21 protein-coding genes are annotated in these 22,787 nt (G+C 69.8%); 7 read left to right on the top strand and 14 right to left on the bottom strand.

Translation table 11 applies throughout. The annotated features are described in order from the left end of the window. Positions 1-211: 211 nt before the first annotated feature. The 8 genes from ACTHL4_RS10485 to ACTHL4_RS10450 all read right to left on the bottom strand — a co-directional run bounded on the left by ACTHL4_RS10485 (position 212) and on the right by ACTHL4_RS10450 (position 7,731). Positions 212-1,150 (bottom strand): tetratricopeptide repeat protein, encoded by a 939-nt coding sequence (locus tag ACTHL4_RS10485; protein ID WP_440282706.1) that lies wholly within the window; start codon positions 1,148-1,150, stop codon positions 212-214. Between the two features lie 10 nt (positions 1,151-1,160). After that, a complete protein-coding gene (locus ACTHL4_RS10480) occupies positions 1,161-1,739 on the bottom strand; it encodes a GNAT family N-acetyltransferase (RefSeq protein ID WP_440282705.1) in 579 nt (192 codons plus the stop codon). After that, positions 1,736-2,044, bottom strand: coding sequence for an MTH1187 family thiamine-binding protein (locus tag ACTHL4_RS10475; RefSeq protein WP_440282704.1), 309 nt, complete (start codon positions 2,042-2,044; stop codon positions 1,736-1,738). The genes ACTHL4_RS10480 and ACTHL4_RS10475 overlap by 4 nt, the downstream gene beginning before the upstream one ends. 9 nt (positions 2,045-2,053) lie before the next feature. Beyond that, a complete protein-coding gene (locus ACTHL4_RS10470; protein WP_440282703.1) occupies positions 2,054-3,757 on the bottom strand; it encodes an FAD-dependent oxidoreductase in 1,704 nt (567 codons plus the stop codon). A 127-nt stretch (positions 3,758-3,884) separates the two neighbouring features. Beyond that, a complete protein-coding gene (locus ACTHL4_RS10465; protein WP_440282702.1) occupies positions 3,885-5,117 on the bottom strand; it encodes an acetyl-CoA C-acetyltransferase in 1,233 nt (410 codons plus the stop codon). A gap of 32 nt (positions 5,118-5,149) precedes the next feature. Then, positions 5,150-5,569: a hypothetical protein gene (locus ACTHL4_RS10460; RefSeq protein ID WP_440282701.1), complete on the bottom strand. Its 420-nt coding sequence runs from the start codon at positions 5,567-5,569 to the stop codon at positions 5,150-5,152. 161 nt (positions 5,570-5,730) lie between these two features. Further along, positions 5,731-5,985, bottom strand: a complete 255-nt coding sequence (locus ACTHL4_RS10455) for a hypothetical protein (RefSeq protein ID WP_440282700.1) — start codon at positions 5,983-5,985, stop codon at positions 5,731-5,733. Between the two features lie 72 nt (positions 5,986-6,057). Further along, positions 6,058-7,731: a 3-hydroxybutyryl-CoA dehydrogenase gene (locus ACTHL4_RS10450; RefSeq protein WP_440282699.1), complete on the bottom strand. Its 1,674-nt coding sequence runs from the start codon at positions 7,729-7,731 to the stop codon at positions 6,058-6,060. Between the two features lie 72 nt (positions 7,732-7,803). Here ACTHL4_RS10450 and nucS point away from each other — a divergent pair, with 72 nt between their 5' ends. Together nucS and ACTHL4_RS10440 are read left to right on the top strand one after the other, a co-directional pair. Continuing rightward, entirely contained in the window at positions 7,804-8,499 is a 696-nt protein-coding gene (gene nucS / locus ACTHL4_RS10445) for an endonuclease NucS (protein ID WP_440282698.1), read from the top strand. Between the two features lie 13 nt (positions 8,500-8,512). Then, entirely contained in the window at positions 8,513-10,054 is a 1,542-nt protein-coding gene (locus ACTHL4_RS10440; RefSeq protein ID WP_440282697.1) for a gamma-glutamyltransferase, read from the top strand. Between the two features lie 9 nt (positions 10,055-10,063). Here the strand turns inward: ACTHL4_RS10440 and ACTHL4_RS10435 are convergent, their stop codons facing one another. Further along, a complete protein-coding gene (locus ACTHL4_RS10435) occupies positions 10,064-10,417 on the bottom strand; it encodes an STAS domain-containing protein (protein WP_440282696.1) in 354 nt (117 codons plus the stop codon). Between the two features lie 193 nt (positions 10,418-10,610). Here ACTHL4_RS10435 and ACTHL4_RS10430 point away from each other — a divergent pair, with 193 nt between their 5' ends. Further along, on the top strand, positions 10,611-11,237 hold the full coding sequence (locus tag ACTHL4_RS10430; RefSeq protein ID WP_440282695.1) for a cob(I)yrinic acid a,c-diamide adenosyltransferase: 627 nt from the start codon (positions 10,611-10,613) through the stop codon (positions 11,235-11,237). A gap of 145 nt (positions 11,238-11,382) precedes the next feature. Next, positions 11,383-12,357 (top strand): hypothetical protein, encoded by a 975-nt coding sequence (locus tag ACTHL4_RS10425; protein WP_440282694.1) that lies wholly within the window; start codon positions 11,383-11,385, stop codon positions 12,355-12,357. Between the two features lie 95 nt (positions 12,358-12,452). Here ACTHL4_RS10425 and ACTHL4_RS10420 read toward each other — a convergent pair whose 3' ends face one another. Together ACTHL4_RS10420 and ACTHL4_RS10415 are read right to left on the bottom strand one after the other, a co-directional pair. After that, the gene (locus tag ACTHL4_RS10420) at positions 12,453-12,881 is read right to left on the bottom strand and encodes a DUF2550 family protein (protein ID WP_440282693.1); all 429 of its coding nucleotides are present in this window, start codon (positions 12,879-12,881) and stop codon (positions 12,453-12,455) included. A gap of 10 nt (positions 12,882-12,891) precedes the next feature. Further along, positions 12,892-13,161 (bottom strand): F0F1 ATP synthase subunit epsilon, encoded by a 270-nt coding sequence (locus ACTHL4_RS10415; RefSeq protein ID WP_440282692.1) that lies wholly within the window; start codon positions 13,159-13,161, stop codon positions 12,892-12,894. Between the two features lie 174 nt (positions 13,162-13,335). Between ACTHL4_RS10415 and ACTHL4_RS10410 the strand changes: the two genes are divergently transcribed. Beyond that, complete coding sequence (locus ACTHL4_RS10410; protein WP_440282691.1) at positions 13,336-14,082, top strand: TerC family protein; 747 nt, start codon at positions 13,336-13,338, stop codon at positions 14,080-14,082. A gap of 1 nt (position 14,083) precedes the next feature. Here the strand turns inward: ACTHL4_RS10410 and asnB are convergent, their stop codons facing one another. Then, a complete protein-coding gene (gene asnB / locus ACTHL4_RS10405; protein WP_440282690.1) occupies positions 14,084-16,741 on the bottom strand; it encodes an asparagine synthase (glutamine-hydrolyzing) in 2,658 nt (885 codons plus the stop codon). A gap of 151 nt (positions 16,742-16,892) precedes the next feature. Beyond that, positions 16,893-18,617: a ubiquinone-dependent pyruvate dehydrogenase gene (gene poxB / locus ACTHL4_RS10400; protein WP_440282689.1), complete on the bottom strand. Its 1,725-nt coding sequence runs from the start codon at positions 18,615-18,617 to the stop codon at positions 16,893-16,895. 276 nt (positions 18,618-18,893) lie between these two features. On the opposite strand from poxB, the gene ACTHL4_RS10395 reads away from it, so the two are divergent. Beyond that, a complete protein-coding gene (locus ACTHL4_RS10395; RefSeq protein WP_440282688.1) occupies positions 18,894-21,119 on the top strand; it encodes an acyltransferase family protein in 2,226 nt (741 codons plus the stop codon). Positions 21,120-21,240: 121 nt separating this feature from the next. Further along, positions 21,241-22,065, top strand: a complete 825-nt coding sequence (locus ACTHL4_RS10390; RefSeq protein WP_440282687.1) for a hypothetical protein — start codon at positions 21,241-21,243, stop codon at positions 22,063-22,065. 5 nt (positions 22,066-22,070) lie between these two features. On the opposite strand, the gene ACTHL4_RS10385 is transcribed toward ACTHL4_RS10390, so the two are convergent. Continuing rightward, complete coding sequence (locus tag ACTHL4_RS10385) at positions 22,071-22,424, bottom strand: YdeI/OmpD-associated family protein (protein ID WP_440282686.1); 354 nt, start codon at positions 22,422-22,424, stop codon at positions 22,071-22,073. Positions 22,425-22,787 lie beyond the last annotated feature (363 nt).

Raw genomic sequence — 22,787 nt, 5'->3', positions numbered from 1 at the left:
ACCAGTGACGGCCGGATACGGCCGTCACTGGTGCATGACGCCGTCAGTGTCGGGGGTCATGCGACGGCTGCGAGCCTGCGAGCGCCGGAGCGGCCCGACCTGCGAGGAGCGCGCGAAAGGAAACCGCGCGGCGACGACCAGGGCGGGCACCGACGGCTGCGAGCCTGCGAGCGCCGGAGCGGCCCGACCTGCGAGGAGCGCGCGAAAAGATTCAGTACAACGCGGACATCAGGGCGGTGCGGGCCTTCTTGACGCGATCGTCGGTCGGGCCGACGACGTCGAAGAGCTGCACGAGATGCTCCCGGGCGGCGTTCCGCTCGTCGCCGGTGGTGGCCTTGACCAGGTCGATCAAGCGCGCGAACGCGTCCTCGACGTGGCCGCCGAGGACATCCAGGTCGGCGACCATCGTCTGCTTCTCGACATCGGTGGGCGCTGCTGCCGCCTGGTCGCGCGCCGTGTTGAGATCGACGCCGGCCGTCCGCTTCAGCAGCCGGACCTGGCCGAGACCGAGCCGGGCCTCGTCGTCGGCCGGGTTGTCCTTGAGTGCCTGCTCGTATGCCGCACTCGCCGCATCGTAGTCACCCTGCTCGATGGCGTCGAACGCACGCTGGTGGGTCTCCGGCAGCTCCGGTTCGGCCTCGTCCGTGTCCGCTCCGGAGTCCGGCGCCGCGTCCAGCCGGCCGGTCACGCCGTTGGCGGCCGCCGCCTCGAGCACCTTGTCCAGCACCTGGCGGATCGCATCGGCCGGCTGGTCACCGACATACAGGGGCACCGGCTGGCCGGCGAGGATGGCCAGGACCATCGGCACCTGCTGGACCTGGAGCGCCTGCCGGATTTGCAGCGACACGTCGATGTCGACGGTGGCCAGCTGCAGACGGCCGGCATACGAACGCACCTCCTGCGCCAGGGCGTCGAGGTGCTTCTTGCTGTCGGGCCGGCTGCCGGACCACAGCGCGACGATGACCGGCACGCGAGCGGACGTCTGCATCGCATCCGCGAAGGTGGCGTCGTCGACCGCAATCACCAGATTGTCGTGGGCACCGGCACCGCCGGCGGCGGAAGTGCCCGCAGCGGGCGCCGACGGACGCGCAAGGGCGGACAGATCGACGGCACCGCGCAGCGACGCGGGAGTGATGGGCTGGTCAGTCATGTGCCCATTCTTACCCGTCGGCCGAGCGGCCGGCCGGTCGCCCTCGATCGATCGGAGCGCCGCGCACCATGCGGATCTCGTCGCACTCCAGCGTCTCGTCGCGTTTGGTCCCGCCGTCCGGCGCGAAGCCGAGTTTGCGGTAGAACGCGATGGCCCGGGCGTTCTGTCGCACCACCCACAGGTATGCCGGGCGATCGCCCAGCGTCGCCTCGACGAGTTGCCGCGCGACGCCCGTGCCGTGGAAGTCACCGAGCACATTGAGCACACCAAGCTCCTGTTTCAGCGGTGCGTCCTCGTCGCGCGCAGCACCGACAATGCAGAACCCGGCGATACGACCGCTCGGCGTATGCCTGCCGAGACGCGACCGGAAGAGCACACCGTCGATGACACCGCCGGCCTCGCTCTCCCGTGCGCTGGCGACCCCAATGCTCTTGCGCCAGCGTGCTACTCGCGGTTCGAGTTGCATACCGTCCAGATAGTTCTGCGAGAGCATCCCGGCATACGTGTCACGCCATACCTGCATGTGCAGGGCCGCGAGCTCGCGCGCGTCGGCGTCGGTGGGCGGCTCGATCCGGAAGAGCTGGCTCACTGCTGGGACTGGAGCCGCTCCTCGATGCGCTGCACCTTCTCGGTGAGCTGGCCGGTGAACCCGGCGCGCATGTCGGCCTTGAGCACCAGGCTCACCCGCGGGCTCGTGGCGGCGACGGCCTCGCACGCGGCCTTCACGACGGCCAGGCATTCGTCCCACTCGCCCTCGATGGTGGTGAACATCGAGGTCGTCTCGTGGGGTAGTCCGGACTCGCGCACCACCCGCACTGCTTCGGCGACGGCTGCGCTCACCGAGCCGTCGGGGTCGTCGGTGGTGCCGGGGGCGATGGAGAAGGCGAAGAGCATGGTCCCAGGCTATGGGGCGACGTCCGCGGACTCGATCCGGGGCGCGATCGAGGCCAGGTAGCCGTGCACGGACGGTATGGCGGCCGCGCCCTCTCCGCTGGCCGAGGCGACGCGCTTCATCGACCCGGCCCGGATGTCCCCTGCGGCGAAGATGCCGGGCACCGTGGTCTCCAGCGGCTCCGGCGGACAGTCGTCCCGCCAGGACTCGCGCGGGACGTCGCGTCCGGTGAGCACGAATCCCTTGGCGTCCTGGGCGATTTCGCGGGGAAGCCAATCGCAGCACGGGTCCGCGCCGAGCAACAGGAAGAGTCCGCCGCACGGCTTCTGCAGCTCGGCACCGGTGCGGTTGTCGCGCAGGGTGACCCATTCCAGCCGGGTCGCTCCCCCGGCGTCGACGACCTCGCAGCACGGCTTGACGCCGATCCGCGGGTTGATCTCGATCTCCCGGATGAGGTAATCCGACATGGTCTCCGACAGGTCCGGCCGGCGGATGACGATCTTGACGGACCGGGCGAAGCGGGACAGGTGGACGGCTGCCTGGCCGGCCGAGTTGCCGCCCCCGACGACCACGACGTCCTTGCCGACACATTCGCGCGCGGAGCTGGTCGCTGCGCCGTAGTGGACGCCGAGGCCGACGAACTTCTCGATCTGCTCGACGCCGATGCGCCGGTAGGCGACGCCGGCGGCGATGATGAGCGTGCGGGCGCGCACCACCCGGTCGTCCAACCGCAATGCGTGCGTGCCACCGGTCTCGGTGGCCAGGTCCATGCCGACGACGGGGCGTGCCGAATAGAGCTTCGCGCCGAACCGCGCCGCCTGGGCCCGCGCGCGCTGCGCCAGTCGCATCCCGGAGATGCCACGCGGGAAGCCCAGGTAGTTGCGGATCATCGAACTCGTGCCCGCCTGCCCGCCGATCGCCTCGGAGTCGAACACGACCGTCGACAGGCCCTCGGAGGCGCCATACACGGCGGCGGCGAGGCCCGCGGGCCCGGCGCCGATGATCGCCAGATCGAAGACGTCGTCCTCCTCGAAGTCCTCGAATGCATAGAAACGGCGGCCGATCTCGGCGATCGTGGGCCGGACCAGGGTGTCGGTCAGCGGCGAGGCGAGCACCGGATAGGTCGGTGAGCCGTCGGGCCATTCGACGTCGTCCAGGATCGCCTGCGCCACCTCCGACTCCGGCAGGTAGTTGCGGGCGGGGATACCGAGCCGATCCAGGAAGTCGCGCAACCGGCCGGCTTCGGAGTTTCCCGGGGGCGAGATCAGCTGCACCGCCTCGAAGACCGGCTTGCTCGCACTCCATCCCCAGTCGGACAGCAGCTCGGTCACCGCGGTGTGGAACTCCTCGTCCCGCTCACCACGGGGTATGACGAGGCCCGCCTCGATCCGGCCGTCGACCTGCGCCTCCCGCACCGGCTCGCGGTTGACCCGGAACTCCTGGTGGCCGTAGACGAGTGCCCGCTTGGTGACGGCGCTGACCGCGTGCAGACAGTCCATGGTCACCAACCCGGGGGCATCCGGCTGGTTGAACTCCACGACGAACAGGGCGACCTCGACGTGCTGTGCGATGAGCGACTGGACGAGCGCCATCGCAGGTCCGAGCCCCCGGGCGAACTCGATCCGGTAGTCGCCCGCGTATCGGGTGAACTCGCGCTGCAGCTGCTCGGCATGACCGTCACCGACCAGCACGATGGCGGGCTGAAGTTGCTTCACCCCGCGAGTGTATGCCGGGCGACGTGGTGCCACGCCGCCGCAAACATCGCTACTGTCGTCACTTTCTCGTCCAGCGAAGCCGGTTCGGACGAGAAAGTAACGACAGTAGTCAGTTGTTCGTGGAGCGTCAGGAACGTGCCTGCGAATCGAGTTCGATCCGCTGCGGCACCCGCACGATGAGTGCGTCACCCTGGCCACCCCCACCGCACAGCCCGGCCGCACCGACACCGCCGCCGCGGCGCTGCAGCTCCAAGGCCAGGTGCAGCACGAGTCGGGCACCCGACATACCGATCGGGTGGCCCATCGCGATGGCGCCGCCGTTGACGTTGACGATCTCGGGGTCGACTCCGAGTTCGCGGGTCGACACGATGCCGACCGCGGCGAACGCCTCGTTGATCTCCACCAGGTCCAGGTCGGCCGCCGTGATGCCCTCCTTGGCGCACGCCGCGTTGATCGCGTGAGCCGGCTGCGACTGCAGCGAGGAGTCCGGGCCGGCGACGACGCCGTGTGCACCGACCTCGGCCAGCCACTCGAGGCCGAGCGCGTCGGCCTTGGCCTTGCTCATCACCACGACCGCGCACGCACCGTCCGAGATCGGCGAACTGGAGCCGGCCGTGATGGTGCCGTCCTTGGCGAATGCCGGGCGCAGCCCGGACAGGCTCTCGGCCGTGGTCTCCGGGCGGATGCCTTCGTCGTTCTTGAACTCGATCGGGTCGCCCTTGCGCTGTGGGATCTGCACGGTGACGACCTCGTTGTCGAAGATGCCGTCCTTCCAGCCGCGTGCGGCGAGTTGGTGGCTGCGCGCGCCGAACGCGTCCTGTTCCTCGCGGCTGACCTGCTGCTCGCCGGTGTTGGCCTGCTCGGTGAGGGCGCCCATCGCCTGATCGGTGAAGGCGTCCCACAGGCCGTCATGCGCCATGTGGTCCTTCATCGTGACGTCGCCGTACTTGAAACCGCCTCGGCTGCCCGGCAGCAGGTGCGGCGCCTGGCTCATCGACTCCTGGCCGCCGGCGACCACGACCTCGAACTCACCGGCGCGGATCAGCTGCGCTGCCAGCGCGATGGCGTCCAGCCCCGACAGGCAGACCTTGTTGATGGTCAGCGACGGAACATTCATCGGGATGCCGGCCTTCGCCGCCGCCTGGCGGGCCGGCAGCTGTCCGGCGCCGGCGGTGAGCACCTGGCCCATGATCACGTAGTCGACCTGGTCGCCGGCCACGCCGGCCCGGTCCAGTGCGCCCTTGATGGCGAAGCCACCCAGCTCGGCGCCGGAGAAGCCGGACAGGGACCCCTGCAGCTTGCCCATCGGCGTGCGTGCGCCGGCGACGATGACGGCGGTGTTGTTGTCAGACGAAGTCATACCGTCCACTGTAATCGCGCCGGATCAGCGCCTCACCGGGAGACGTACGCGCTGGTGGTGGTGTTCGCGCCGCAGGCGAGCAGCGTCACCACCGCATCGCCGTTGGCGTTGTTGGCGCGGGTCAGCGTCACCTGCTGGGTCGAGATGCCGGGTGCCGCCTGCCAGCTGGCCGGACTGGGCGCCGACCACTCGGTGTTCGCCGGGCCGGCGACCGAGACGATGGTGACCTGGCGCGCGCTGCTCTCGTAGTTCTGCGTGGAGAACGTCAGCGTGACGGTCTTGCCGTTCACGGTCTTCACGCCAACACCGGTGATGTCGACGACGCACACATCGGCGGTGACCGAAGCGCGCGCGGCCGGCGCGGACGCCGCGAACGCGACCACCGGGAGCGACCAGGCCGCACCCTTGGCCACGGCGCGCCGGGAAACGGGTGGGACGGATGTGTGAGTCATGGTTCTCCCCTGTCTGTGCTCCCTACCGATGAGGGGACATTAGGGCGGAAAACCGTCGCTCCCGGCCGTCACGGCTGCTCATTTCGAAGCGGAAACGGCCCTGGAATAAAGGAGTCCGCAGCAGCGATCCGTGCTCGGGCCTCGGCCCGGACCGGTGCGGCTCAGTGCCAGGATCCGCGCGGGGGTCGTCGCTCACGGGCGGCCCAGCAGGCGGTGTGCCAGTGCCGCCGGTCGGTCACGTCACCGAGTCCGTCGTCCGGCCACACGACCACGTGCGCGACCGTCGAGGCCAACGACTGCTGGCAGCCCGGACACACGTAACTGCGCCCCGCGGTGTTGCCGCGCACTGGCCGCACCACGTAGGACCTGCCGTCATACGACTCACGGCGTATGCCGCTCTCCAGCACGCGCGACACGTCGGGCCGCCGGTCAGGTGCCCCTGACCGGCGGTCCGGACGGCGGTTGCGGCGCGGCACGGTGACTGCCGGTCAGCCGAGGAACGGCAGGTCGCGCGCGGCGTGCTCCAGCAGGAGCGGGTTCGGCACCACGGAGGGGTCGATCGCCGACTGCTCGATCAGACCCGCGGCGACGACGTCAGCACCCAGCTCGTCCAGGATGGCAAACAGCCCGCGCGGATACCCGCAGCCGGCAGTCATCGCGGTGTCGATGTCCTGCGCCGTCGCGTACCCGGCGTCGACCATGGCGACGGCGTCGTTCAGGTGCTGGAAGAGCAGTGCGTCGACCACCAGCCCCGGGCGGGCGGGACCGGCGACGGCGACGAAGCCGGCCGCGGTCAGCGTCGCCCGGACCAGCGCCGCGTGCTGCGCGGACAGCCCCAGCGGGAGACCGAACTCCGCCACCTGCCCGGCCTTGGTCTCCTGGTGCACGCGCAGCGGCAGGACCGCCGCGTCGTCGTCCAGCACCCCGGCGACGGCGAACTCACTGGCTTCGTCGGCGGCGAGCACCACGGTGCGCGCGTCGAGCACCTCCGCGACCTCGGCGAACCAGTTGCCGGGCGCCGCGCCATGGCAGCACTCGCACTCCGTCGGGTCCGCGCTCTCCTCATCGATCATGCAGTCGCCGGCATTGCAGTCGGCGCAGTCGGCCTCGTCGCCACCCACGAGCACCACCAGCGGGCTGCCGGCCAGCTGTTGGACGTCCGCCTTCGGGTCGTCGATCGTCGTCACGGTGATGCCGGCCCGGGCGAACGCCTCGGCCAGCTGGGCGGCCTGCTCCCCCGTGCCGACGACTGCCGCCGCCGTCGTCATCGCGTCGGTGCCGGCGTCCTCCTCGGCGCCGGCATCGGCGGCGTAGTCGTAGAAGCCGCGACCGGTCTTGCGTCCCAGCCGGCCGGCGAGCACCAGCTGCCGCAGCAGCGAAGGGGACGCATCGGAGGCGCGCTTGGTCGCGTCATACATGACGTCGCACACCTCCTTGACGACATCGAGGCCGACGAGGTCGCACAGCGTCAGCGGGCCCATCGGCAGGCCGATGCCGACCCGGCCCGCGTTGTCCAGGTCGGTCCGGCTGACCGTGCCGGTCTGGTAGAGCGCGATGGCGCGGGCCAGGTAGGGGATCAGCAGCGCGTTGGCGACGAACCCCGCGCGGTCACCCACGACGACCGGCTTCTTGCCCAGCTGCAGGGCGAGTTCACGGACGGTGTCGGCGACGGCGTCGTCCAGCAGGACGGTCCTGATGACCTCGACCAGCTGCAACACCGGTGCGGGGTTGAAGAAGTGCATGCCGACGACACGTCCGGGGTGCCGGGTCCCGGCCGCGATCTCGGTCAGGGACAGGCTGGAGGTGTTGGAGGCCAGGATCGCGTCGGAGCGCACGATGTCGTCCAGGGCACTGAAGATCGAGTGCTTGATCTCCATCCGCTCGGGCACCGCCTCGATGACCAGGTCGGCGTCCACCAGATCCTTCAGCTCGGCGGTGAAGGTGATCCGCTCCAGGGTCGCCTCCCGGTCCGCCTCGGCCAGCTTGCCCTTGCTGACGGCGCGGTCCAGCGACGTGGTGACGAATCCCCGTCCGCGCTCGGCGAGCTCCGGGGTGCCCTCCACGGCATACACCGCGAACTCCGCCTTGGCGAAAACCTCCACGATGCCGGCGCCCATGGTGCCGAGCCCGATGACCGCGACCTTCTTGATGACAGGATCCATGCGGTCAGTGTCTCAGGGGTGGCCGGGCCGGCGTCCGGGGTCCCCGACGGCCAACCACTACGCTGGGTCGCCGTGCGCGTTGTGATTGCCCGGTGCAGTGTCGACTACGTCGGCCGCCTGACCGCCCACCTGCCCCTCGCCACCCGGCTGCTGATGGTCAAGGCGGACGGCTCGGTGCTGATCCACAGTGACGGCGGCTCCTACAAGCCGCTGAACTGGATGTCACCGCCGTGCGCGATGGCCGAGATCGCCCCGACCGCGGACGAGGCCGAGGAGGGCGTGGCACACGTCTGGTCGGTGCAGCACGCCAAGTCCGAGGACCGGTTGCACGTGCGCATCCACGAGATCCTGCACGACTCCAGCCACGAGCTGGGGATCGATCCGGGCCTGATCAAGGACGGCGTCGAAGCCCAACTGCAGGCGCTGCTCGCCGAGAACATCGGCACGCTCGGTGACGGGTACTCACTGATCCGTCGCGAATACATGACTGCCATCGGACCGGTCGACATCATGTGCCGGGACGCGAACGGCGCGACGGTCGCCGTCGAACTCAAGCGCCGCGGCGACATCGACGGCGTCGAGCAGCTGACCCGTTACCTGGAGCTGCTCAACCGCGATCCCCACCTCGCACCGGTCACCGGTGTGTTCGCCGCGCAGCTGATCAAGCCGCAGGCCCGGGTGCTGGCCGAGGATCGCGGGATCCGTTGCGTCACCTTGGATTACGAGGCCCTCAAGGGCATGGACGACGCCGACTCCCGGCTCTTCTAGCACGATGGCGGTCATGTCCGGCTCCCCCGCTCCGTCGGGTATGACGCGCGCCGCCATCGCCGCACCCAACGCGCTGGCCGCGCAGGCCGGCATCGACGTGGTGGCGATGGGCGGGACCGCCGTCGATGCCGCGATCGCGGCCCACACGGTCACCTACGTGACCGAGCCGGGGATCGTCAGCGCGCTGGGCGGCGCCTTCGTCAACGTCTGGCCGGCCGACGGGGAGCCGGAGGTCATCGACGGCAACTGCGAGATGCCCGGCCGCACCGCGACGCCCGACCGGTTCGGTGGCGGGCTGCGCGCCATACGGCTGGACTACGGGGGCGGCATCACCATCAACGCCGGTCCCGGATCGGCTGCAACACCAGGGTCTTTCGCGGCATACGGGTTGGCGCACGAGCGGTACGGCCGGGCGTCCTGGGCCGACATCCTCGCGCCGGCGATCTCAGCAGCCCGCGAGGGATTCGTGCTCGGCCAGGCGGCCGGGCACTACCTGCAGCTGACCGGCCGGCAGCTGTGGTCCTTCGATGAACAGACGAGGGCGCAGCACTTCGACGGCGAGGCACCCGCCGCCCCAGGCACCCGGATGACCAACCCGAATCTGGCCCGCACGCTGGAAACCGTTGCCACCGAGGGGGTTTCGGAGCTCTATACCGGATCCATCGGCGCGGCCATCGCCGACCATCTGGCCGCCACCGGTGGGCTCATCGGTCGCGCCGACCTGGCCGCCTACCGGCCGGTCAGCCGGCCGGCCAGCCGCGCACGCGTCGGAGACTGGGACGTCGCGCTCAATCCGCCGCCGTCCATCGGTGGCCCGGTGCTGACCGCGATGCTGCGCCTGATCGCCGAGCGCGGTCTGGGCGCCGACACCCTGGTGGACATCCAGCGCACGGTGCTCGGCTATCGGGCCGAGCACCTGGACCGGGCGGCCGACCTGCGTGCCGCAGGCGCCGAGCTCTTGCTGACGCTGGAGACCACCGGCCTGGAGTCGTTGCCCACCAGCACGGACACCGCGCACGTGTCGGTGGTCGACAGCGACGGGAACGCCTGCGCCATCACGACTTCCGCGGGCTACTCCTCCGGGGTCACCGTTCCGGGCACCGGACTGGTGCTCAACAACTGCCTCGGCGAGCCGGAGCTCAACCGGCTCGGCCTGCACGCGCTGGCGCCGGGCACCCGGCTGGCCTCCAACATGGCACCGGTGACCGCGCGCAGCGCCTCGGGCGTCACGCTGGCCATCGGCACGCCCGGCGCCGACCGCATCACCACCGCCCTGGCCCAGGTGATCGGCCGGCACTGCCTGCACGGCGCGGACCTCTCCGCCGCGATCGACGCGCCACGACTGCACGTGGAGCTGACGGACGACGTCGTGCGGGCGCACTACGAGACGGACGACGCACTGGCCCAAGGAGTCGCCCGGGCGGGCGCGGTCGCGGTCCCGCACGACTCACTGGACATGTACTTCGGTGGCGTCGGGGCGGCATACGGCACCGACGCCGGTGAACTCGGCGCCGCAGCGGACCCGCGCCGGGCCGCGGCCACGGCGGTCAGCTGAGCGCCGGTCTCAGACCGGCAGGATGACCGGTTGCGGGAGCAGCTGTCGCGACAACGGGATCACCCGGTGCAGGCCGGTCGCCCGCATCAACCGCTCCAGGCGCATCGACGCGTCGGCCAGCACCAGCCGGCGGTCGGCGCGCAGCGCGCGATGGTGTGCACCCACGATGACGCCCAGGCCGGTCGCGTCACCGATCTCGGCCTCGCCGAGATGCACCACCAGATCACCGATGCCACTGTCGATGGCCTCGCCGAAAGCCACCCGGACATCGGCCACCGTGTGCACATTGAGCTCGCCGGTGACGGATATCTCCGTCCCCCGTCGAAGCACGTCGATCCTTGCCTGGTCTCCGAACCGCGTCATCGTTCCGCCACCTTCCCCGTCAGGGTGTCTGAACGTCTTCCTGAACCGCTCGCAGTCGCGGCTCACGCATTCATTGACGCACGACGACGCGGCATTGTTGTCCAGGATCCGGTCACGTTTTGATAACCGGTGTCACGATCGGGGCACGTCGGCCGATGTGAGCGGTCCGTCACGAGGCTGCCACGATGGGCCCATGGTCATCCTCAGCCGCATCTACACCCGCACCGGCGATGCCGGCACGACAGCTCTCGGGGACTTCAGCCGCACCGGCAAGAACGACCCGCGGCTGACCGCCTACGCCGACACCGACGAGACGGGCAGCGTCATCGGGCTCGCCGTCGCCGCCGGCGCACTGCGGGAGGATCTGGTGACCATGCTGCACCGCATCCAGAACGAACTCTTCGACGTGGGTGCCGACCTGTGCACGCCGCTGGTGGCCGACCCGGAGTTCCCGCCGCTGCGCGTGAAGCAGCCGTGGATCGACGACCTGGAGGCCGACTGCGACCGGCTCGGCGACGAGTTGGAGACGTTGCGGTCCTTCATCCTGCCCGGCGGCACCGTGGGCTCGGCGCACCTGCACGTCGCGCGGACCGTCGCGCGTCGCGCCGAGCGAGCCGCCTGGCTGGCGATCGAGACGTATGGCGAGACCGAGGCACCGGCCGGCAGCCCGAAGGGCACCGGTGGCGTCAATCCGCTCACGGCGCAATACCTCAACCGGCTGTCCGACCTGCTCTTCCTGGCCGCTCGGGTCGCCAACCTGCCCGGCGGTGACGTGCTCTGGCAGCCCGGTGGCGGCCGCGAGGAGCGTCAGCAGCGGTAGGCCATCCGTGGCGTCATACCGCCGACCAGCACAGTTGGCGCCGACTGGCACAGCTACCGGGGTGCCTGTCGGCGGGAAGTGTGCGAGTCGACGTGGGACCTGTGGACAACGACCACGACCACCGGCGAGCCGCCACGATCGAGGCATGCGCGATGACGTCGAGCGGCTACGACCACAGGAAATCCTGAGCTCCGCGGAGCTGCAAAGACGTGGCATGCAACCGTGGGAGGAGGCACGCCGAGCCGATCCACGGCTCGCCCGGGTGCGCCGCGGCGGCTATGTCGCTGCCGAGCGATGGTCGGAGCTGGACGACGCGAACCGCTTCCGGGGCTTGGTGCTCAGCACCTACCACGCCATGTTCACCGAGCCCGCCCCGATCGCCTGTCGCCACGCCGCCGCGGTGCTGCACGAGCTCCCGGTCCTGGGTGGCTGGGCGCCGCGGATCGATGTGCTGGTGACGACTGCAGGCGGACACACCGGATTGATCCGGCGGCATCGGGTTGCCGACCTGCCGGCGCCCGCGGAGTCCCACGGACTCCCCGTCACGCCGGTCCCGCGCACTGTCGTGGACCTCGCGCGGGTCGGGACGCTGGCGCAGGGGCTGGTCGTGGCTGATGCTGCACTGCACGCCGGCAAATGCACGCTGGCCGAACTCGACGAGGAGGTCGCCAGGCTCCCCCGCGGCGCGCGAGGGAAGCGTCGCGCCGCGATCGCCATACATCTCGCGGACGGGCGCTCGGAGTCGCCCGGTGAGTCGCTCAGCCGCGCGCGCATGTACGAGCTCGGCCTCGCGCAACCGGATCTGCAGGTCAAGCTCGAGGACGACGGTGGCTGCTTCGGCTATGCCGACTTCGGTTGGCCCGGACTGGTCGGCGAATTCGACGGCACGATCAAGTACATCTCGCCGGACGTGCTCTGGAAGGAGAAGCGCCGGGAGGGTCGCATCAGGCGTACCGGCCTCGGGGTCGAGCGCTGGCTATGGCGGGAGGCATGGCAGGGCGCACCACTACGTCGGATTCTGTATGCCGCGGGCGTGCGCCCGGCAGCAGATGCCGCATGGCGCCGGTGGGACCCGGTCGCTCAGCCACGACGTCCGCGATTCGCCGACCGGCACAGTTGACGACGAGTCGCACACTTCCCGCCGAGTGGCACATGTGTAGGAGTGCCACCCGGCGGGAAGTGTGCCAGTCGGCGGCGAGAGGGGGCGAGGTGCCGCTAGGCCACGTTGGCGTTGAGCCCGGGCGGAGCCGACTCGGACCAGGAACGCAACGCGGTGTAGTCGCCCGGCGCGATCGCGATCAGGAAACGTTCGGTGCCGAGGGTGCACTCGACCTGGACCGGGTCGACGATGGCGATCGGCCTGTTGCGGGTCAGCGGGGTGGGCGCACCGAGATCGAGCTCGCCGCGGCGCCATACGGCACGGGGGCGCAGGCCCACCCCGATGACGGAGTAGAGCTGCACACTGTCGGTGCTGAAGCGGGTCATGGCCAGCTTCCAGCCCTCGCGGCGCTGCACGGCCACCATGGCCAGCGGCTCACCGCGGGCGATCAGCCGGCGACGCACCACCAGGGAGCCCAGCCCGAGCACGATCAACAGGGCCAGGCACGCGAGACCGACTGCTGCCCAGTCGATCGTCGCGATCATCCGTGCTCCTTCAGGCTCCGAGGCCGGCGGCGTCGACGCGCTCGGCGACGAGCGTGACCTTGTCGTTGTCGACCGACATGAAGCCGCCGTCGATGGTGACCGTCTCGCGCTGTCCGTCGACCGGGTCGACCAGGACGTCACCGTTGCCGAGCACCGCGAGCATCGGCTCGTGACCGGGCAGGATGCCGATCTCACCCTCGACGGTGCGGGCGGACAGCTGGCGTGCGTCACCCGACCACACGATGCGGTCCGGGGCGACGATTTCGACCTGCAGGCTCACGAAGAGTCAGCTCCTTGAGATGTACGGCGAAGAATCCACCGGACGGGACGGGTGGACCTTGCCCTACAGCTTACCGGGCCGGAGGGGGTGCTCGGTGCGCGATCCCGCCGATCGGCGGGATCGACACGGGAACCGACAGCACCGCAACGGCGTTGAACCGATCCCATGGCCTTCATGACCAGCCCCGACCTCTGGGTCGCCTTCCTGACCCTCTTCGCCCTCGAGCTTGTGCTCGGCATCGACAACGTCGTCTTCATCTCGATCCTGACCGGCCGCCTGCCGGAGCGCCAGCGCGCCCGGGCACGCACCATCGGCCTCGCGCTGGCACTGGTGCTGCGCATCCTGCTGCTGGCCGTCGCCTCCTGGATCATCGGATTGACGGCGACGATCGTCTCGATCGGCACCTCCGACGCCCTTCAGTTGTCCGGTCGCGACCTGATCCTGCTGGTGGGCGGTCTCTTCCTGGTCTACAAGGCCGTCACCGAGATCCACGAGAAGCTGGAGGGCGCCGGCGAGGAGACGACCGCTGCGTCCACCGGCGGCACCAGCAGCTTCGCCCGCATCATCGTCCAGATCCTGTTGCTGGACGCGGTCTTCTCGCTCGACTCGGTGATCACCGCCGTCGGCATGGTCGACCAGCTGGCGATCATGATCGCCGCGGTCACCCTGTCGATCGGGCTGATGATGGTGTTCGCCGGCCGCATCAGCGCCTTCGTCAACAGGCACCCCACGGTCAAGATGCTGGCGCTGAGCTTCCTGGTGCTGATCGGCTCGACACTCATCGGCGAGAGCTTCGACATCCACATCGACAAGCCGGTGATCTACGGCCCGATCGCCTTCGCGATGGCCGTCGAGGCGCTCAACCTCACCTACCGCAAGCGGCAGGCGGAGCGTCGGTCGGCGCTGACACCCGCGGACTGAGTCAGCGCTCCACGACGATCGCCATCGGCGTCTGCTCGCCACCCTGCCCCAGCGGGTTGTCGGCGAACATCTCCTCGAATCGCGCCCGGTCGCCCGGCACGTCGGCACCCAGCACGTTGCGGCCGATGTCGTTGGCGTCCATGACGATCGTGCCCCCGAAGGTGTCCTTGTATGCCGCCGGCACGCGCTCGCGGATCGCGGCCGAGAGCCGGGCGGCCACGTCGTCGGGGTCCTTGGGCGCCAGCTTCGCCGAGACATTCGAGGGGTATGCCGAGTATTCGGTCGGGCCGTCGATGGCGCGGATGTCACCGCCGACCAGCTCGTAGAACAGTCCCCGCTTGCCGATCAGCTTGCCGACCGCTCCCCCGGCACTGGCGTAGAGCACCCGCGGCAGGCCGGCCTCCTGGATGGCCAGCTGCATGGTGAACGGCGACCCGAGCCCGATGCCGGCCGGGGTGCGGGTGACGTACTTGGACAGCACCCGCGCCGGCCGACCCACGTTGATGTCCCAGATGAAGTAGGAACGCCCCTGGGTGATCGCCACGATCTTCTCGGAAATGAAGTAGTACCAGCGCTTTCCGGCGAACTCGGCAGCGTGTTGCGGGTCGCTCTCCAACGTCTCGAAGAAGCGGTCGACCTGCTCCAGCACCCGCTTGTCGAGCTCGTCGTCGCGGCTGAACAGCTCGGTGCGCAGTGGGTAGCGGCGCACGGTCGCGCCGGAGGCGGTGACCAGGTCGAGGTCCTTGCCCTCGTTGGGCTCGAGGTCGGTCTTGATCCGGGCCGGCCGGTCGCCCTCGGGCTGCTTCTCGTCGAAGAACTCCTGCAGCCAGAGCTCGACGTTGAGCATCCGCCAGAAGACCATCGAGTCGACGTCGTTGGTGCCCTTGATCCAGCCCTCGAAGGCGTGCAGCACCTCGGACTGGTCGAAGTAGGGCCGGTTCGCGAACGACTCGGAGAGGAAGATGTTGTAGAAGTGGTTCTTCAACCGCATGAACCACTCACCCTGCGGGGTGGTGAAGCCGATCTTGTTGCGGCGGCGGTTGATCATGTCGGGCAGGAGGCCGCGGGTGGCGTCCCGCAGCACGCGCTTGTTCCAGCCGCCCTTGATGATCGCCTCGTCGGAGAGGCTGAAGATGAACTTCACGACCTCCTTGTCGAGGAACGGCACGCGTCCCTCGAGCGAGAAGCGCATGGTGTTCTTGTCCTCGTAGCGCAGTAGCGACGGCAACGAACCCACGAAGAGGTCCTCGATGAGCCGCTTCTTGAGGTTGGCGCCCTCGACGGTGTAGGTCTCCCCCGTGTGGGCTGCGACGAAGTCGTCGGCCAGCAGCTGGGTCATCGGGATGCCCTTGCGGCCCTTGAGCTTGGCTTGCAGCTTGAACCGGCCGAGCCGGTAGATGACATCGAGGCTCTTGGACAGCTCGGCGGCCGCCTGCTTGGCACCCTGTGCCTTGAGCTGGCGCAGGTAGACGAAGTAGTAGGGGATGTAGCCGGCCATCATCTCGTCGGCGCCCTGGCCGTCGAGCAGCACCGTGACGTGCTGGGTGGCCTCGCGCATCACCTGGTACTGCGCGTAGGGACCCGAGGAGATCAGCGGCTCCTCCTGCGCCCGGATGAAGTCGCGCAAGTCGGCCTTGAACTCATCGGCCGTCGGCTTGATCTTGTGCGCATCGACGTGACCCCGGCAGATGTCGAGCACCGCGTCGACGTACTTTTCCTCATCGTTCAGCGAGCCCGGGAAGACCGCGGAGAACGTATTTTGTTTGCCACCAACAGATTCCGCGGTTGTCGCGTCACCGTCATTGAGCAGCTGGTTGATGATCACGGCGACCGCGCTGGAGTCCAGGCCACCGGACAGCGACGTGCCGACCGGCACCTCGGACTGCAGGCGCAGTCGCACGGCCTCGATCAGCCGGGCCTTGTAGTCCGCGGCAGCCGCTGCGTCATACGGGCGCTGCTCCGTGGCCAGCTCGGCCAGCTCCTCGCGCAGCCGGGTGTATGGCGCCCGCGTGGTGCTGGTGCCGTCGGCGGTCGCCTCGATGGTCATGGCCTCGCCCGGCTCGAGCCGCTCGATGCCGTCGAAGAAGGTCTCGCGCCCGTCCTCGTGGATGCGGAACCGCAAGTAGCGGTAGATCGTGCGGTCGTTGGGTGTGGCGTCATACAGGCCGGAGGCGAGGATGCCCTTGATCTCCGAGGCGAACAGGAACGTGTCGCCGACCTGGGCGACATACACCGGCTTGATGCCGAAGTGGTCACGGCTGAGGGTCAGCCGGTGCTCCTGGGCGTCCCAGATCGCCAGCCCCCACATGCCGTTGAACCGGTCGAACGCCTCGGTGCCCCACTGCGCGAACGCCTCGAGCACCACCTCGGTGTCGGAGTCGGTGCTGAACTCGTGGCCGAGGGCCTGCAGCTCCTCGCGCAGCGGCAGATAGTTGTAGACCTCGCCGTTGTAGACGATGGTGTAGCGGCCGTCGGCGGTGGTCATCGGCTGCTGACCGTGCGCCACGTCGATGATCGACAGGCGGCGGTGGCCCAGTCCGACCGGGCCGTCGGTGAACGTGCCCTCGCCGTCCGGACCCCGGTGCGCCTGGCAGTCGTTCATCCGCTGCAGCACTGCCGTGTTGCCACCCGAGCCGAGGTATCCGACGATTCCACACATGCGGGCCAGCCTATTTGTCCTGCCCCCGACCGGCCTAAACGGCATGTCGGTCGAGTAGCGAGGTACGAGCGTATCGAGACCACGTGCGCGGCGCACTTGGTCTCGATACACCTCCTCCGCTGCGCTCCCCCGGTACTCGACCAGCGTGCGGCTAGAGCTGGCCGAGGTTGGTGCGGGCGAGCTCGACGATCTCGCTGCCGCGGCCGGACAGCACGGTGCGCGTGGCGTAGAGGGTGAAGCCCTTGACCTGCGACAGGGTGATCTTCGGCGGCAGGGACAACTCCTGCCGCGCCACCCGCAGGTCGACGAGCGCCGGGCCGTCATACGCCAGCGCCTCCCGGACGGTGTCGACGACGTCGCTGGTGCGTTCGGCGCGCAGTCCGCGCATGCCGACGGCGTCGGCGATGGCCGCGAAGTCCGGGTTGTCCAGGCCGGTGCCGAAGTTGATCAGCCCGGCCTGCTTCATCTCCAGCTCCACGAAGCTGAGCGCGCTGTTGTTGTAGACCATCACCTTCACCGGCAGGTCCAGCTGGCGCAGCGTGATCAGGTCGCCCAGCAGCATCGCCAGGCCGCCGTCGCCGGCGAGCGCGATCACCTGTCGCTGCGGGTATGCCGCCGCGGCGCCGATCGCCTGGGCGAGCGCGTTGGCCATCGACCCGTGGTTGAACGAGCCGAGCAGCCGGCGCCGGCCGTTCATCCGCAGGTAGCGCGCGGCCCACACCGTCGGCGTGCCGACGTCGCAGGTGAAGACGGCGTCGTCGGTCGCCAGTTCGTCGATCGTGGCGGTCACGAACTGCGGGTGCAGCGGCGTCTCCGCCGGCTTGCCCGGCTCGGCCAGCTCGTCCAGCTTGGCCCGGCGCTTGCGGTGGTGCTTGACGATCCGGTCGGCGAAGTCGCCGTCGCTGCCGGGCGTGATCCGGGACTGCAGCTGCGGCAGGGTGTCGCGGACGGTGCCGACCAGGGGGTGCGACACCCGCACCCGGCGCCCGATGCGCTCACCCCGCACGTCGATCTGGATCACCGGCACGTCGTCGGGCAGGAACGGCCGGTAGGGGAAGTCCGTTCCCGCCATGATGAGCACGTCGCAGTGCTCCATCGCGCGATACCCGGAGTCATAGCCGATCAGCCCGGTCAGCCCGACGTCGAGCGGGTTGTCCCACTCGACCCATTCCTTGCCGCGCAGCGAGTGCACGACCGGAGCCTTGATCGCCTGCGCGAACCCGACGAGCTCGTCGTGCGCGCCCGCGCAACCGGCCCCGGCGAGTATGGCGGGGCGCTTCGCGCGGCTGATCACGTCCGCGGCGGCGTCGAGGTCGGCCGTCGGCGGCAGCACGACGGTCTCCAGGGTGCGCACCGGCAGCACGTCCGGTCCGGACCACTCCGCCATGAAGATCTCACCCGGCACGACCAACACCGCGACGCCGCGGCGGGTGATCGCGGCCTGCAACGCCTGCTGGAACACCACCGGGAACTGCTCCGGACACGACACCAGCTCGGCATACACGCTGCACTCGTCGAAGATCTGCGTCGGATGGGTCTCCTGGAAGTAGCCGCTGCCGATCTCCTCCCGCGGGATCTGCGCGGCGATCGCGAGGACCGGCGCGTGGCTGCGCCCGGCGTCATACAGGCCGTTGATGAGGTGCACGTTGCCGGGACCGCAGCTGCCGACGCAGACCGCGAGTTCACCGGTCAGCTGTGCCTCCGCGCCGGCCGCGAACGCGCCGACCTCCTCGTGGCGCACGTGCGCCCACTGCAGGTCGCCGTCCCGGCGCAGCGCGTCGGTCAGGCCGTTGAGGGAGTCGCCCGGCACGCCATACAAGCGGCGAACGCCGCTGGCCTTGAGGGTCCGGATGAGGGAGTCCGCAATCGTCGCCATACCCCCATTGTGGCCCGTGCGGCACGCCGGGCGGTGGGTGGCGGGTCGTGCGGTCGGCCGGAGTGTCCCGCCCCTGGCCGCGCAGCGGTCCGGCATCATCGAGGGCGAGAACGACATGCGCATAGGTACTCAGTTGGCTTTTCACAGTGAATTTATGGAATCGTGATCAAGCATCCGTTGACAACGACAGACCCATCGCGGATGTCCCATGCAGTCGATCAGATCAAAGGGTGACCGGTGGCCACAGTGCTTCCTCCAGACACGGACGCTTCGGAAGTGACGGCGCATCCTCGCCCGTCGCACGCCCGGCCCCGTGGCGACAGGTCGGTGCTCCAGGGCCAGACCGGTGCGGCCGGAGGCGCCCCGAAGAGCCACGCCCAACGGTCCGACATCCAGGGGATGCGGGCGATCGCCGTGCTCCTGGTGGTCGCCAGTCACGCCAACATCAAGCACTGGCTCGGCGGCGGCTACATCGGGGTCGACGTCTTCTTCGTCGTCTCCGGGTTCCTGATCACCGGACTGCTGGCCCGCGAGGTGCACAACACCGGCAAGGTGTCCTTCGCGACCTTCTACGCACGCCGCGCCCGACGCATCCTTCCGGCAGCCTCGGTGACCCTGCTGCTGACGCTGCTGGTGTCGATGTTCGTCTACACCGACGGTGACCTGGCCAAGGTGGCGAGCGACGTCATCTGGGCCGCATTCTTCGCCGCCAACCTCAACTTCGCGCAGGCCGGCACCGACTACTTCGCACCAGCGCTCTTCGAGACCCCGGTCCAGCACTTCTGGTCGCTGGCCGTCGAGGAGCAGTTCTACCTGCTGTGGCCGGTGCTCATCGCGCTGATGCTGGTGATCCCCTGGCGTCGCCGAGAGAGCCGGGTCAGCGGTCCCCGCGCCACCCGCAGTCGCATCGCGCTGGGTCGCGTGCAGGCCCTGCGTCGGGCGACGGTGCTGATCGCCCTGTTGAGCATCGTCTCCCTCCTCTGGTCGATCCACGACACGACCTCCTCGCCGCACTCGGCATACTTCTCGACCTTCACCCGCGGCTGGGAGCTCGGACTCGGTGCGTTGCTCGCGCTGACCTCGCATCGCGTCGGGCAGCTGCCCGCCGTGGCGAAGGCGGTGATGTCGTGGACCGGCCTTGCCGCGGTCCTGGTCGCGGCGGTCCTCTACACGCCCTCGACGCCGTTCCCGGGCTCGGCGGCGCTCGTTCCGGTGCTCGGCGCCGTGCTCATCCTGGCCGGCGGCATCGACGGCCCCCGGTATGGCGCGACCGCAGCTCTCAGCCTCCGGCCGTTGCGCTTCGTGGGTGACATCTCCTACTCGGTCTACCTGATCCACTGGCCGGTGCTGGTGCTCACCACCGCGTATGCCGGCGGCCATCTGCGCATCCGTTACAAGCTGGCGCTCATCGTGCTGACGATCGGGTTGTCCTGGCTGTGCTACCGCTACGTGGAGACGCCGTTCCGCAGCAGGCGGCGCGCGCGACACACCAACCTGCGCGCCCTGGCCATGTGGCCGGCCGCGCTGGCGCTGGTGCTGGTGCCGACCATCTGGGTGCACCAGACGACGATGGCGCAGTCCACGACCACTGCCGCGACGGCCCACAAACTGGCGCAGAAGGAAGCAACCAAGAAGTCCGCTGTCTCGGCACTGCGTCAGGAGGTCGCGACCGCCAGTTCCAAGGCCAAAGCCGGCGCCGCCCTGCCGGACACCCTCATTCCGAGCCTGGTGCACCTGTCCGAGGACGCGACCGAGCCGCCGAGCCCGTGCTGGGCCGGCAACAAGGAGAAGACCTCGCACAAGATCTGTCCCGAGGGGGACACCACGGCGTCGAAGAGCGTCGTCGTCTGGGGCGACTCACACGCAGCGCAATGGCTCAAGCCGCTCAGTGCGCTGGCCAAGCAGCACCACCTCAAGCTGATCCCGCTGATCAAGGCGAACTGCCTGCCCGCCGACGTGCTGCAGAACTACCTCGGCGGCCCCTACACGCAGTGCGACACCTACCGGAAGTGGGCGCTGCAGCAGATCAAGACACTCAAACCGCAGATGGTCATCCTGAGTGGCCTGCTGAAGACCCCGATCCTGGACGCCCAGGGCAAGAAGATCTCCGATGCGGAGGGGACCAAACTCTTCCAGGCGGGTGCGGCCCGCACGCTGCAGAAGCTGCATGGGCTGGCCGGCCAGGTCGACATCATCTCCGACCAGTCACGACTGCCCAAAGACGCCGGCACCTGCCTCGGCGCTCGGTCGGCCGACATGAGCACCTGCGCGAAGCCGCCGAACCCCGTCACGTTCGCGCGTGACGCGGCCTGGAAGGCCAGCGCGGCACAGACCGGTGCCCACTACGTCGACATGATGCCGTGGGAGTGCGCCGACAACGTGTGCCCGATCGTCGTGGACGGCACGATCGTCTATCGCGACGACCACCACCTGTCGACGACCTACGCCGAGCGGCTGAAGCCGGTGCTCGCCCAGCAGATCGACTTCGCCGCTCTGGCCTGACGAGCTGATTTCTGCTGCCCGGTTCTGCTGCCTGGTTCCGGCGGCTGGTTCCGGCGCCCGGGTCCCGGCCGGGTCCCGGCCGCGCGCGGCGGCCATGGGCCCGCCGTGGCACGATCACCGCATGCTCGCCATCGTCGGTGCCGTCGTCGCCGCCATCGCGTATGGCGCCGCAACCGTGCTGCAGGCCGTCGGCGTGCGGCGCCTGGCGGCGGCGCCGGCCGGGTCGTCGCTGTGGCAGCGCGGCCGTGCCGGCTGGCTCTACGGCGTCGGGCTCGCCCTGGACGGCGGCGGATTCCTGGCTAGTCTGGCCGCGCTGCAGACGCTGCCGCTCTTCCTGGTGGAGTCCATGCTCGCGTCGTCCGTCGGGGTGACGGCCGTGCTGGCGGTCCTCTTCCTCGGGGTGCGGCTCTCCGGACGCGAGGTGGCTGCCCTGGCCGTCGTCGGACTGGGCCTGGTGCTCCTCGCGGCCAGCGCACGCGAGGGGCCGGCCCGCACGATCGCCACCTCCGGCGGCTGGCTGCTGCTGGCCGGCAGCGGCCTCGTCGCTGCGCTGTTCGTGGCCGGCCTGCTCGACCGCGGGCGCGACCGCTCCGCTGTCGTGCTGGCCGTCGCGAGCGGTCTGGGCTTCGGCCTTACCGGGATCGTCGCGCGGGTGCTCCATCCGTCGAACCCGTGGTGGCACACCGTCTTCCAGCCGCAGCTGTGGGCGCTGGTGGTCGCCGGCGCGGTGGCCGTCGTGGCCTACGGTTTCGCGCTGGACCGCGGCCGGGCGACCAGCGTCGCCGCGATCACCTTCGCGACGGAGACCGTCATACCGGCAGCCATCGGCCTGGCCTTCCTGGGCGACGGGGTGCGGTCCGGCTTCCCGGTGGTCGCCGGCTTGGGGTTCGTTGCCGCGCTCGGCGGCTGTATGGCGCTGGCCGCCCGCGCGGAGATCGAGAACTGACCGGTTCAGCGGACCGCGGCGGCCGCCGCCGCAGCCCGCTCCACCCACGCGGGCGCCGCACCGTAGCGCTGGCTCGGGATCAGTCGACCGGCCGCACTGTCCTCGACCAGTGTCGCCATCCGCCGGTCACGCGTCGACTCCTGTTTGGCGGTGAGCACCCAGTTGACGCACACCCGGCGGTAGCTGCGCGTGGCCTGGCCCCAGAACGCCGTCGCGGCCGGTGACGCCGCCAGCTGTGCGGCGTAGACGGCAGGCAGCTCGAGCGGGCCCTGCTGCTCGTGGGTGTATGGCGCCGCCTCCCGGCGCCTGGCCTCCCAGATCGCCAAACCGGCCGGCTGCATCCGCCCCTCGGCGCGCAACCGGCTCCACCAGCTCGAGGTTGACCTTGCTCCAGTGGCTGGTGCGCTTGCGCGGGGTCCATCGCTGCCGGACGTAGTCGTCGTCGATCCGCTGGGCCACCGAGTCGATCCAGCCCCAGCACAGCGCCTCGGGCACCGCGTCGGCCCAGGTCAGCCCGCGGTCGGCGACGTGCCGCTTGGCCAACCCCATCCACAACTCGGTCTCGGTATCGTGGTGCGCGGCCAGCCAGGCACCGAACTCGGCGGCGTCGGCGAAGAACCGCGCGGGCCGCTCGGGCGTGCCGCCGGGCCGGCCCGGTGATGAGTCTTTCGGCATACCAGGCAGCCTGCCATGCGGCGGGGACAGTCGATCGCCGCTGGACG

Source organism: Flexivirga sp. (genome assembly GCF_051955415.1).
Taxonomy (GTDB): Bacteria; Actinomycetota; Actinomycetes; order Actinomycetales; family Dermatophilaceae; genus Flexivirga.
This window is presented reverse-complemented; position numbering and strand designations above follow the sequence as displayed.

Bases quoted from the DNA above. Each gene is read 5' to 3' on its own strand.
- asnB (WP_440282690.1), bottom strand. From the start codon at position 16,741: ATGTGTGGAATCGTCGGATACCTCGGCTCGGGTGGCAACACGGCAGTG.
- ACTHL4_RS10475 (WP_440282704.1), bottom strand. From the start codon at position 2,044: ATGCTCTTCGCCTTCTCCATCGCCCCCGGCACCACCGACGACCCCGAC.
- ACTHL4_RS10485 (WP_440282706.1), bottom strand. From the start codon at position 1,150: ATGACTGACCAGCCCATCACTCCCGCGTCGCTGCGCGGTGCCGTCGAT.
- ACTHL4_RS10440 (WP_440282697.1), top strand. From the start codon at position 8,513: ATGTCCGGCTCCCCCGCTCCGTCGGGTATGACGCGCGCCGCCATCGCC.
- ACTHL4_RS10430 (WP_440282695.1), top strand. From the start codon at position 10,611: ATGGTCATCCTCAGCCGCATCTACACCCGCACCGGCGATGCCGGCACG.
- ACTHL4_RS10460 (WP_440282701.1), bottom strand. From the start codon at position 5,569: ATGACTCACACATCCGTCCCACCCGTTTCCCGGCGCGCCGTGGCCAAG.
- ACTHL4_RS10410 (WP_440282691.1), top strand. From the start codon at position 13,336: ATGACCAGCCCCGACCTCTGGGTCGCCTTCCTGACCCTCTTCGCCCTC.
- ACTHL4_RS10420 (WP_440282693.1), bottom strand. From the start codon at position 12,881: ATGATCGCGACGATCGACTGGGCAGCAGTCGGTCTCGCGTGCCTGGCC.
- poxB (WP_440282689.1), bottom strand. From the start codon at position 18,617: ATGGCGACGATTGCGGACTCCCTCATCCGGACCCTCAAGGCCAGCGGC.
- ACTHL4_RS10425 (WP_440282694.1), top strand. From the start codon at position 11,383: ATGCGCGATGACGTCGAGCGGCTACGACCACAGGAAATCCTGAGCTCC.
- ACTHL4_RS10450 (WP_440282699.1), bottom strand. From the start codon at position 7,731: ATGGATCCTGTCATCAAGAAGGTCGCGGTCATCGGGCTCGGCACCATG.
- ACTHL4_RS10435 (WP_440282696.1), bottom strand. From the start codon at position 10,417: ATGACGCGGTTCGGAGACCAGGCAAGGATCGACGTGCTTCGACGGGGG.
- ACTHL4_RS10390 (WP_440282687.1), top strand. From the start codon at position 21,241: ATGCTCGCCATCGTCGGTGCCGTCGTCGCCGCCATCGCGTATGGCGCC.
- ACTHL4_RS10465 (WP_440282702.1), bottom strand. From the start codon at position 5,117: ATGACTTCGTCTGACAACAACACCGCCGTCATCGTCGCCGGCGCACGC.